Genomic DNA, 10,716 nt, shown 5'->3' with positions numbered 1-10,716 from the left:
GAATTTCCCATCCTGTGTGCCTGTGCCACGCACAAGCTCGTGCTCTATCTCTGATAAGGACAAAGAAAAAGCAGAGGACATTTCGCTCTCTGCTATACGCTGTATTTGTTCTTCTTCTGTTGGGAAAAGATTTAGTTGTAGATAAGTTCCGCCAGTATCAGTTCCTCCGCTTGCGCCTTCAAGTTGTTCATGTATCCTACCCATTCCATCTGATAGATCATCTTGTCGGGAGGTGTCTGCTTTTTCTGTAAATCGGTCATGATTTGATCCATCCGTCTGGTTGCGGTGTGATCTATCTCCAATAGATGAGGGTAGAGTTTCTCGCTCAGGAGTAGGGAATTGAACAAGGCTGTCCGATGCTTCTGAAGATATGTTTTTCGCATCCTCCCGTATTTCCCCAAAGGCTGATCCTGTGGCGCTATGCTCAGGTTTGGTATCTGATAATCCCCGTTCTTCTGATAAGTGATGTTGTTCATATTCGCTGCTCCTTTCACGTTCTGTTTTTGCAATGGTTATGGCTATTTGTCTAAATATCTTTTCGGATTGTTCACTGACGGCTGTACCCAAAAGGCAAACGGCATCAGCTGTATTAAAATCGAAAATAGGGAGGAAATCCTCATGGGTGAAATATGCCTCTGTATCCAGTCCGCATCGTTTCATCAAGGTATAAGAAGTACTGACAGTTGCCGCATCTACAAAAGCAGTTTGGAGACTAAGCTCATCGTAATCTTCTAAAAAGCTGCTTCCTGTGAGATAACGAATATCATCTCTGTGGTCTTCATAATACGCCTTCGATAGATTTCGTGCAATGATGTCAAACGCCTCGAAAAGAGAACTTTCTTCTACATCAAATTTATCTGAAAGCATTTCAAGAACAGGCTCGGTGTGGTGATTTTGCATCTCCCAAAGAAAAGGGCGGCGAGAATTTTCTCTGCCGCCTGTATCGGAAACATCAAATACATATTTAAGCTTTGGCTTGTCACCTGTGGAATCAAGAAGTGCAATGCCTGTGGAGCCACGGTGAACAAATCGGTTCATTTTGTTATTCCAAAGCTCATAATCAGCACAAGCCGTTGCATCAGGTCTTTGTGCGTAAATCATTAACTGCTCATGGTATGGATATTTATATAGTCGCCCTACGGTGGTAAGAAATCCAGTCCAGTTGGCAAGGCTGCTTGTCAGGTGCTCGGCGGTAAACTCTGCAAGTTGTGCAAAGGATTGCGCTTTTGTTGGCATGTGTTAAACCTCCTTTTTACAAAATTTAAAGCACCTCCAATATGGAAGTGCCTTTGCTCAATTTAGTGGATATAGCTTTCTTTTTTAGGGGTTATTGTTGTAATATGATGTTGTTGAAGTTTTGTGACGACGAAAGAGATATTTCCACTAACTCTTTGCTTGGTAGTCTGATGTTTCGTTGCAAGAACTGAAATCAAATCTCGAGTATTGTAGATACCTTTATTTTGTTGGACATAAAAAGTTATATCTGTTCTAATATTTTTGTTTAATTGTTGTTTATTCATGAAAATCTCCTAAAATCATATTATTTTATACTGTGCTCTACGACCACTATCAACCATTTTATTAAATTTAATTTTTTCCGAGCATTCAGTTTCAACAAAGTTAAAAAATTGCTTACCAAAAACTCCTGCTACACCTCTGGCAATGGTCCAATCATCTTCATATAGCTCTGGTAATGTAAAAGTGTCTCCACTTGAATATTTTTTTAATGCTCTATTGACTGCCTCTACTGGTGTAAATATTGTTGACACGTTAAATAGGCGATTTCTTATACAATCTTGAATACTAACCCCATCATCTTTAGCCATTTGTTCCAGTCGCTTCAAATGTTCATCATTCAGTGCAAATTTAATAGTTGGCATCTGCTTTCTCCTTCCACTACATTCTTGCAAGTCCCTACATGAATATAATAACATGGAGGGACCTGCATGTAAAGAAAGAATTCACTATTCCGTAAAATCAGCCACAAGCTCATCAACTATGTTCTCAAATTCAGCATCGTTCATAGCTGATAATTTATCCATAACCGTCTTGGTTAGATCAAGAAGCTCGGTTTCGTCAGCTTGAAGGTGTTTCTGCATCGCAGAAAGCTCAGATAGTAAATCTGTCCTTGAACCGATATTGTAAATACACATCAAATTAGTTTCTTCAACTGTAAATTTACTCATAATCATCTCTCCATTTCCGCACTCACAGTGGGTGCCTTTTTTGATTTTTCTTTCTCTTGAAACTGCTTGGAATTTAACTGTTCAACTACAGAAGCACGCTTGTCCTGCTTTTCTGCCTGTACAGCGTTTGCAAGGTCTAATAGGGAGATTGTACCTCCTGATTTTACGGTTGCTTCAAGCTCAGATACAGTCGATTGGTTGTTTATTATGCCATCAATTTTGTTGAAGTTTTGCTCTGTTGATATTTCAGCAGTACGAAGGGGGTTGTCCTCGTGTCTAATGGCAAATGCACGGGTGCCGTTTCCCATAATCTGATACTTGCCATCATCTGAAGAATGGTGAAAGCCATAACCAGCTTCCGCCATCTGTTCCTTTGTCATGGAGGTCAAAGAAAAACTTCCCCGTGGTGTATCAATCTTTTCCCCCGATAGGAAATCATCTGGCACAAGGGGTGCAGACTCTAAAAATTGTGGCAAATCCTGAAAGCCAAAGCTATCTACATAATGAGAGGATACAACATTATCTATCTTTAAGACAATGATGTCGCTGACAGACAGGGAATGTCCAGTGAATCCGGTAGGGTGGTTTATATTAAACTGCTCGTATAGCTTGTTCAAGGTGTTATTTATATCGCCATTGTAATTAGAGAGGGATGCCGTATAGATAAAATCATAGTTTTCATGTGCTACTTCAAGTCCAGCATTTTGTAAGTATTTTAGTCCTTCAAAGTGATAATCACGATATTCTTCGCCTCTCTTAAGCTGATAAATGGCAAAGGCATCCTTTGGACTTTCTATAAAGAGCTGTTCTAGTATTTCAGGGGAGCGTCTACCATCGCCCTTCAGTTCCTCATAATCTTGAAGTGCGGTCCAATCGTTCTTTTCAATGCCAAATAGTCCACTGTGGTTATCGATATCCTCACGGTCAAAAGCCATTGCTTCGGTATCATCTTCAAAAAGCATATACACGGTCAAGTCTTGATCGAATAACTCAGCAGCACGTTCTTGTGAGAGGGGAAGCATTTCATCGTTTAGGTAACCGTATGAGTTGCGGTCTGCAATGCTCACAACGGGGTCAGGCAGAGGATAGCTGTGTTCCTCTGAAGGTGGCTCCGGTAAAGGATGTTTTGTTGCAGAAGGTAATATATCAATACTATCAAAATGATCTTCCAAGTCGCTAAAGCCATTCCAAACACCGTCTATAATTAGCTCGGACAGTGCGTTTATGATGACATTAGATGATTCGTCTCCATATTCTTCATGCTCCAATAGAAAGTAATCCTTCCCATCGATATTGGTAGTATCAATAACATACCAAGTGCCGATATGTCCGGGAACTTCAATATGATCACTGTCTTTTGATAAGCGTGGTTTTTCTGTCGTTCTCATGCTTTCCTGCCACACCTGATCAGCGTTTGTAGTCAGCTCTTCATAGTCGATGATCGTTGCGTTTTGACGGTCGGATAGAGCAGAAATGCCACTTATGGAATCATCTTCGACAATCGAGTCGATGGCTTCATGGATTGAAATGGTGGGATCATCATAAACACCGCCATCAAGTAGGTTATAGGATTTATCGTAAATGGAATAATCATAGCCATCTTCGGTTGTTTGAATGGCGAAAAACAACTCATTTACCTGATAGGCTAAGTGTTCGGGAGCTTGTTCCAAGCCTTGCTCTTTTGCAATCTCGCCAAAATGCCTGTCGATATCTCCAATGAGAGCAGATGCAGTTTTGTTGATAAGCTCAAGAGATGAACGTAGTTCCGGAAGCTCTTTTCCTTTACTCCACGAAGCGATGTAGCCAAAACTGTTTTCATCAGTTTTGATACCGTAATATGTGCATACTGCATAGGCAACACTCTCGGCCTCAACTTCTTCGGTGCGGCGATCCTTAGGCACTGGGATTGGTGCACTTTCATCAACTTTTGCCGATAGCTTTTCAATCTCATAATTATGGAGCTTTGAATGAGCGATTTCATGTATAGCGGCTGCTACGGTCTGTACTTCACTCATGCCATCGCGTAGAGCAATTCGCTGTTCACGGCTGCTGAAATATCCATCTTGTCCGGCTCCCATAGGTTCAAACGCGATGGGAACAGGAGATGAGCGTTTCAAAGCCTCCATAAAAATTTTATACTGGTTGACATCACCTGTCAGATCAGCTGCAAGGGCAGGCAAGGGTTCACCTTCGGTTTGGGAGAGATCAAATACAGTAACCACTTTAAACATAGGTATCTTGACTTCAACTTCTTCTGTCTGTACTTTCCCGTGTTCATCAAGCATAGGCGCATGGGTCTCGGGATCAATCTTGTCTTGTTCTTTTTTCATCTTAAATGGAGTAGGCGCAATAATCTTAATGCCACGTTCACCTTTTTTTACATGGCGGGAAAACTGGTCACGCCACTTATTAAAGCCTGCCACAAGGGTTGCATCTGGCTTTTGCATAGAGATGAGAAGGGTATTGTTGAGGGAATAGCTATGAAACCTGGACATGGTTCTAAGATATTGCATATATTTGTCACTTTCAAATAACTCCTTTATGCCGGTTTCAATGCTATCGGTAATCTCTTTTAAGCGTTCTTTTGTTGTAGTGTTGTCTGCCATAAGGCGTTACTCCTTTCGTTTTTTAATTTGAGGGAGGGGGGAGGTACCGTTCTTATGCCTTGTCAGATGCAAACTCCAGAATGAAGTTCACATACTTGCCGCCTGAATCATCGAGCAAAACAACTGCATCGTAGGTCTTGCCGGTCTTTTCGGAATAACAGCCTGTGAGTTTCGCTTTGCCGTTTTTCAAAAGCTCAATGGCAATAGCTTTGGTGAGTTTCTTTTTTTTTGCGGTAAAAAACTTGTTGTCTTTCCAAAGAGCAAAGCCACAGGTCTTGTTTAGGCAGCAAAAGCCTTTCTTATTCTCTGTCACGTCATTTCTGCAGCGAGGACATTTTCCGATTGCTTCCTGAGTGGAGGGGAACAGGACATCAGATCCCTTTATTGGCGTATAGGTCTTGATGAGGATTTTAGTCATTTGAGAAATATCCTCCAAAAAGCTGTTGGGAGACAGAAGACCGTGTTCGATTCGTTTTAATTTTTCCTCCCATTCGGCAGTAAGCTGCGGAGACTGGATTGCTTCTGGCAATACGGTAATCAGAGAAACGCCCTTTTGGGTAGGTAGGAAGTGTTTCGCTTTTTTATCACCTTTTCGCTCTAAAAGCTCGGTTTTTATCAGCTTTTCCAAAATGCCTGCACGGGTAGCAGGTGTGCCGATACCCTTTCGCTCGCTATCCTCCAGTGCATTATTTGCATTTTCCATTGCTGCAAGAATGGTATCGTCAGTAAAGTGCTTAGGTGGACTGGTCTTACCATCTTTAATAGTTGCTCTTACTACAAAGGATTCATCCGCCGTAATGGTTGGAAGCACTTTTTCCTTTTCTAATGATTGCTTATCGTTTTGCATGGCATGATAGTGCTTTTCAATGTCATGAAAACCTTCTGAAAGGATTGTTTTGCCCTTTGCGGTAAACTCAACACCGCTGACAATTGCTGTGACAGTGGTTTCTTCATATTTGCATCTCTCGTTCACGGCGCACGCTAAACGCAGGGAAATGAGCAGTAAGAGTTCACGCTCACCAAAGGGCAGCGAGGCAAAATCACAGTCTTGTATGCAAATGGTTGGAATAATAGCATGGTGGTCTGATACCTTGCTGTTATCCGTCACTTGCTCAATACATATAGAAAACTCAAAGCTTTGGGGCATAAAAATCCCTGCTGCAGCTTTTGCCACGGCAGGGATACTTTCGGACATATCTAAAGTTAAATAACGGCTGTCGGTACGAGGATAGGTTATAAGCTTTTTCTCATATAGGCTTTGGGCGTAAGAAAGTGTTTGTTCAGCGGTAAAGCCAAGCTTTCTGTTTGCTTCTCGTTGCAAAGTGGTGAGGTCATAGAGTTTGGGTGGCTTTTCACATTTTTCTTTGCTTTCCACACTAGAAATGGCAATAGTTTGACCATCACAGTCTTTGAGTAAGGTTTCTGCTGCCTGCTGATTCGTAATCTTTTCGCTTGATAGTGAAAAAGTACCGCAGTCAAGCTGAACGGCATAGAATGGTTCAGGCTTAAATGCTGAGATTGCTGCCTCACGCTCCACAATCATGGCAAGTGTGGGAGACATGACTCTGCCCACGTTCAAGGTTTGGCCATAGAGAACGGATGTCTATGGTAATCTAATAGTAGGCCACCGTAGTCATTGAAAAACCGGCCACAATAGATTAACCTACTTGAGAGGAAATTCAACAGGTAGGGGCTGGGAGAGATGATCACAATGAACATCAAGCAACAAATTTTAATGATGCATATTCATGAAGGGAAATCGCGCCGGGAAATTGCGAAAATAACAGGGATCAATCGGGACACCGTAGGAAAGTACATTGGACAATATGAGGAAGGGAGACAGCAATTATTGTCGAGCGGGTCGGCAGATATCCAGGCACTAGTCGACACCCTCACTTCTGCCCCCAAGTATACTGTGGGCATTCGACCCAAAAGAAAAATGACTGACGAGGTTGTGAACAGGATCCAGTTCTATCTTGACGAGAATGAAACTAAGCGAAATCAGGGGCGGCACAAGCAGCAAAAAAAAGCCATTGATATCTTTGAAGCACTGGAAGCCGAGGGTACTCAACTAAGTTACAGTACCGTTCTTCGAACCATTAGAAGCTTGGAACGGAAACCAAAGGAAGCGTTTATTAAGGCTCTGTATGAACTTGGAGACATTTGCGAATTTGATTGGGGTGAGGTTAAACTAAAAATTAATGGAAAATTTCAAGTTTTTCAGATGGCCGTATTCACAACGGCTTACGGGAACTATCGCTTTGCTTATCTGTTCACCAAACAAACAACAGAGTGTTTTCAGGAAGCACACGCCCTGTTTTTCCAGCATATCGGCCAAGTGTATCGTACCATGGTGTACGATAACATGAAAGTCGCGGTGAAAAGGTTTATTGGAACGGAGAAGGAGCCGACGCAAGGATTGCTTCAATTGTCGCTCTACTATGGTTTTCAGTATCGGTTTTGCAATATTCGCAAGGGCAACGAAAAAGGTCATGTGGAGCGAAGCGTCGAGGTCGTTCGCCGAAAAGCCTTCGCTTTTCGGGACGAATTTGAATCCCTGGAGGAGGCAAATCAATATTTGCAGGATGTGTGCACTAAGCGTAATCGTAAGTCCCATGATGAGTACAACGGCCAGACGGCGGAGGAACGATTGGAAGAAGAGCGCCCCGCATTGCTGCCCACCCTTCCACCATTTGATGCAGCTCGCGTGATTTATGGACGGGTGAACAAATATTCCACCATCATCGTTGATCAGAATCGTTACTCAGTACCGGATCATTTGGTAGGTGAATCGATCATGATTAAAGCATATGCGACCCGGGTGCGATGCTTCCATCAGGAATCCTTGGTAGCGGAGCATGTGCGATTAACCGGCAACCACGAGTGGCGGCTTGATCTGAATCATTATTTGGATACGCTAAGGAAAAAACCTGGTGCATTTGCCGGTAGTGCGGCATGGCAGCAGGCTCCTAAAAGGATAAAAGAAATATACGAAACATATTATACCAAACAAGACAAGGAATTTATACAGCTATTGCAATATATTCGAGACGATGTCCCATTTGCGGAAGTCGAGCAAGCTATTCGGGAGCTGGAGAAAATTCATCCGGCTCAAGTGACTACGGATAAAATTAAAGTGCTTTGTGCTAGGAATCGTGACGCGATGCCTGTTGTTCAACCAAATCTCTCGAAAACGGGAAAAGAGATTGTAGAGCGGTCAGCACAGCAGCTTCGCATGTACGATGACATGTTTGATACCCATACACCAAAAGCAAAGGAGGACGTTGCATGAGTAACGCGCCGCGCAAGGCGTTTAAGGAAGCGATATTGGAATATAGCAAAGAACTGAGACTCCCTATGATTCGTAAGCATTTGGATGAGCAAGTTCGGGAGTCAACGCAGCAGGATGCCAGTTATGAAGCATTTCTGGCGCAGTTACTGGAGAAGGAATGTGATGCTCGTCGGGAAGCCTCGCGGCATAATCGCATTCGTCTGGCTGAATTTACACATAAAAAGTACCTTGAAGATTTGGTCATCGCGGATTTGCCAGATGATGCCCAAAAGAAGTTAAAGCAGCTGAAAACATTAGAGTTTATTCAGGAGGGGCGCAACATTATTCTGGCGGGGAACCCGGGAACAGGCAAGACGCATGTGAGTATTGGGCTAGGCTTAAAGGCCTGCCTGGAGGGATATAAAGTATGGTTTACAACTGTTCCCCTCCTCATTAACCGGATTAAAGAATGCCGAGCAGAGCAAACTCTTCGAGCCTTCCAGAACCGCTTTGAAAAATATGATTTGGTTATTGCCGATGAAATGGGTTATATATCTTTTGATAAGGAAGGATCTGAATTATTGTTTACCCATTTGTCGCTGAGGGCTGGTCGCAAATCGACAATCATCACAACCAACTTATCCTTCGAACGATGGGGTGAAATTTTTCAGGATCCCGTGATGACGGCGGCCATGATTGACCGGTTGACGCATCAGTCATACATCGTCAACATGAATGGAAACTCGTACCGCATGAAAGAAACGAAGGAGTGGTTACAACAACAGCAACTGGCATGAAGAAAAAAACAATAACCCTGTATAAAGGTTTATCATGTTTTTGATAAACATTTATACAGGATGTAACAAGCGATAGCGCGTTAGCATTCATCGTGAAACAATGCTCTTTGAAAACTAAATATGCTTATGAAACGACTAAATTTTTTTTTCTTAGTGGCCGAAAATTAAATGACTATATGGCCTAATTTTAAGTTGACAAATACAAACGGAAAACAATCTCGTTGCATTGATGCCTACAATCCAATCGGCTTTTGCTCTACAAAGTGCAGAGTGATAGAGGTCATCATAATATCCGCTGTCACGGAGGTTCTTAAAGCCATCCTCAATGGCGCTTTCCTCCATAGAGGAAATCCACAAGCGTTTTACAGGTTTTTTGCAGCCTATTTTTTCATAGACCAACCGGAAAATCAGCTCACCTTCACGCCCCGCATCGGTGGCGGATGTGATAACAGTCACATCCTTTCGATTTGCCAGCTCTTTTAGTATTCTTACCTGCTTTTCTTTGCCATTAGAAATGCTATATTGCCAGTTTTCAGGGAGTATAGGCAAATCGGCATAATCCCACTTCGCATAGCGTTCATCATAGGTATCGGCAGTGGCAAGCTCAACCAAATGTCCAATACACCACGATACAATATAGTTGCTACCCTCCATATATCCATCATGCCTTTTGTTTGCACCGAGAACAGCAGCAATGCTTTGTGCTACAGATGGTTTTTCTGCTATGACTAAATTCATTCGCTTTTTTTCCTTTCTTTTTGGAGGAATATGATTCCACGATAATGCTGAGATCTGTCCTCCTTTTTAGGACACTTTTCAGTGGAAGGGGCAGGGGATTTGTTTTCCTGCCCAGGTTGAGGCTTTCTATTTGTAGATTTTTTATTGATGCTTTCAGTAAATGGACTCACTTAACATCATCCTCGCTTTCTGCGTCATCATCATTTTCGTATTCTTCCTCGATGGCATTGTTATCGTCTTCATCCTCATCTTCATCGTAATCATAATCAAGAGGGTCAATATCACCTTTGGTCTTTTGTTTGTTTTTAAGCATTTTTAAAAAGTAAAATGCGCCACCCAAGCCGCCTACAAGGAGCAGAATAACAAGTAGGCTGCCAGTGTTGCTCTTTTTCTCAGGTGCTTTATCGACAGGCGCTGATGATTTGCCGACACATTGGTTTAGATCGTTCGTGCAAACGGGGCAAGTGCTGTTAACATTCCCGATTTCGCATTTTTCGCTACAAGTACACACCTTGGGTGGCTCGGTCTTTTTGCTATTGTCTTCGATAAGTGCCATTAAGTCAGCTTCGTCTACAAGGTTTAGAAAATAGACGTTTTCTTTATCTCCTGAACGGTCAATGACTAAGTAAAAGTAGTTGCCGTTTTTGGATTGGAGTGTCACAAACTGCTTTTCAGTGGATTCTTCCACCTTGATATCGTCCACGAGAGTCAGGTTTCCTTCAGGTGTTAAAGGTGAAGTGATAGGAATAGACTCTTCAGGTACCTTGGGTGTTGTATCGATATTCTCGCCACCACCTGCAAAAGCAGCGACTGGAAATATAATAGTGCTCATCATTACTGTAAGAAGCACGGTAAAAAGCATTGCTCTAATTTTTTTCATGGTCCATATCCTCCTGTGTTGCGGGCATTAAAATAGGCGCATCGGTTTTCTCTCGATACGCCTTTAGGAAAGTGGAAAGCTCGCTGGTATTCATCTTCATACTGCGGACAAGTTCTACAATCTCAGTATTCTCGATTTCTGTTTTCTGCTGTTCCAGTTCACGAAGCCTCGTCTGCTGTTCTGATATTTTTTGCTTAATCTTGTCGATCTCCATTTGGAGTTTGGTAAGCTTGTTCAT

10 protein-coding genes and 1 pseudogene are annotated in these 10,716 nt (G+C 42.5%); 2 read left to right on the top strand and 9 right to left on the bottom strand.

Annotated elements, in window-relative coordinates; all coding sequences use genetic code 11:
• Positions 1–131: 131 nt before the first annotated feature.
• The 6 genes from CEQ75_RS19095 to CEQ75_RS16740 form a co-directional block, all read right to left on the bottom strand.
• On the bottom strand, positions 132–476 hold the full coding sequence (locus CEQ75_RS19095; RefSeq protein WP_242842488.1) for a TnpV protein: 345 nt from the start codon (positions 474–476) through the stop codon (positions 132–134).
• An 822-nt stretch (positions 477–1,298) separates the two neighbouring features.
• Positions 1,299–1,520: a hypothetical protein gene (locus CEQ75_RS16760; protein WP_089612206.1), complete on the bottom strand. Its 222-nt coding sequence runs from the start codon at positions 1,518–1,520 to the stop codon at positions 1,299–1,301.
• A 15-nt stretch (positions 1,521–1,535) separates the two neighbouring features.
• Positions 1,536–1,880: a DUF1413 domain-containing protein gene (locus tag CEQ75_RS16755; protein WP_157677515.1), complete on the bottom strand. Its 345-nt coding sequence runs from the start codon at positions 1,878–1,880 to the stop codon at positions 1,536–1,538.
• Positions 1,881–1,964: 84 nt separating this feature from the next.
• Positions 1,965–2,186: a transposon-transfer assisting family protein gene (locus tag CEQ75_RS16750; RefSeq protein ID WP_089612204.1), complete on the bottom strand. Its 222-nt coding sequence runs from the start codon at positions 2,184–2,186 to the stop codon at positions 1,965–1,967.
• A gap of 2 nt (positions 2,187–2,188) precedes the next feature.
• Positions 2,189–4,792 (bottom strand): YodL domain-containing protein, encoded by a 2,604-nt coding sequence (locus tag CEQ75_RS19675; protein ID WP_089612203.1) that lies wholly within the window; start codon positions 4,790–4,792, stop codon positions 2,189–2,191.
• A 52-nt stretch (positions 4,793–4,844) separates the two neighbouring features.
• Entirely contained in the window at positions 4,845–6,371 is a 1,527-nt protein-coding gene (locus CEQ75_RS16740) for a DNA topoisomerase (protein WP_276327713.1), read from the bottom strand.
• A 123-nt stretch (positions 6,372–6,494) separates the two neighbouring features.
• Between CEQ75_RS16740 and istA the strand changes: the two genes are divergently transcribed.
• Positions 6,495–8,084, top strand: a complete 1,590-nt coding sequence (istA, locus tag CEQ75_RS16735; RefSeq protein WP_089608934.1) for an IS21 family transposase — start codon at positions 6,495–6,497, stop codon at positions 8,082–8,084.
• Positions 8,081–8,860 carry an IS21-like element helper ATPase IstB gene (gene istB, locus CEQ75_RS16730; protein WP_089608935.1) on the top strand — a complete coding sequence of 260 codons (780 nt, stop codon included), beginning with the start codon at positions 8,081–8,083 and terminating at the stop codon, positions 8,858–8,860. Before istA ends, istB begins: the two co-directional genes overlap by 4 nt.
• A gap of 204 nt (positions 8,861–9,064) precedes the next feature.
• Here the strand turns inward: istB and CEQ75_RS16725 are convergent.
• The 3 genes and pseudogenes from CEQ75_RS16725 to CEQ75_RS16715 form a co-directional block, all read right to left on the bottom strand.
• Positions 9,065–9,598 (bottom strand): annotated as a pseudogene (locus CEQ75_RS16725) (toprim domain-containing protein); the annotation flags it as partial.
• A 166-nt stretch (positions 9,599–9,764) separates the two neighbouring features.
• Entirely contained in the window at positions 9,765–10,478 is a 714-nt protein-coding gene (locus tag CEQ75_RS16720; protein WP_089612201.1) for a DUF4366 domain-containing protein, read from the bottom strand.
• Entirely contained in the window at positions 10,465–10,716 is a 252-nt protein-coding gene (locus CEQ75_RS16715) for a DUF4315 family protein (RefSeq protein ID WP_089612200.1), read from the bottom strand. Before CEQ75_RS16715 ends, CEQ75_RS16720 begins: the two co-directional genes overlap by 14 nt.

It is taken from the genome of Dehalobacterium formicoaceticum, from assembly GCF_002224645.1.
Taxonomy (GTDB): domain Bacteria; phylum Bacillota; class Dehalobacteriia; order Dehalobacteriales; family Dehalobacteriaceae; genus Dehalobacterium; species Dehalobacterium formicoaceticum.
This window is presented reverse-complemented; position numbering and strand designations above follow the sequence as displayed.

Excerpts from the sequence above, each read along its gene's own strand:
- CEQ75_RS19095 (WP_242842488.1), bottom strand. The coding sequence starts at position 476 with ATGAACAACATCACTTATCAGAAGAACGGGGATTATCAGATACCAAAC.
- CEQ75_RS16760 (WP_089612206.1), bottom strand. The coding sequence starts at position 1,520 with ATGAATAAACAACAATTAAACAAAAATATTAGAACAGATATAACTTTT.
- CEQ75_RS16755 (WP_157677515.1), bottom strand. The coding sequence starts at position 1,880 with ATGCCAACTATTAAATTTGCACTGAATGATGAACATTTGAAGCGACTG.
- CEQ75_RS16750 (WP_089612204.1), bottom strand. The coding sequence starts at position 2,186 with ATGAGTAAATTTACAGTTGAAGAAACTAATTTGATGTGTATTTACAAT.
- CEQ75_RS19675 (WP_089612203.1), bottom strand. The coding sequence starts at position 4,792 with ATGGCAGACAACACTACAACAAAAGAACGCTTAAAAGAGATTACCGAT.
- istA (WP_089608934.1), top strand. The coding sequence starts at position 6,495 with ATGATCACAATGAACATCAAGCAACAAATTTTAATGATGCATATTCAT.
- istB (WP_089608935.1), top strand. The coding sequence starts at position 8,081 with ATGAGTAACGCGCCGCGCAAGGCGTTTAAGGAAGCGATATTGGAATAT.
- CEQ75_RS16720 (WP_089612201.1), bottom strand. The coding sequence starts at position 10,478 with ATGAAAAAAATTAGAGCAATGCTTTTTACCGTGCTTCTTACAGTAATG.
- CEQ75_RS16715 (WP_089612200.1), bottom strand. The coding sequence starts at position 10,716 with ATGAACAAGCTTACCAAACTCCAAATGGAGATCGACAAGATTAAGCAA.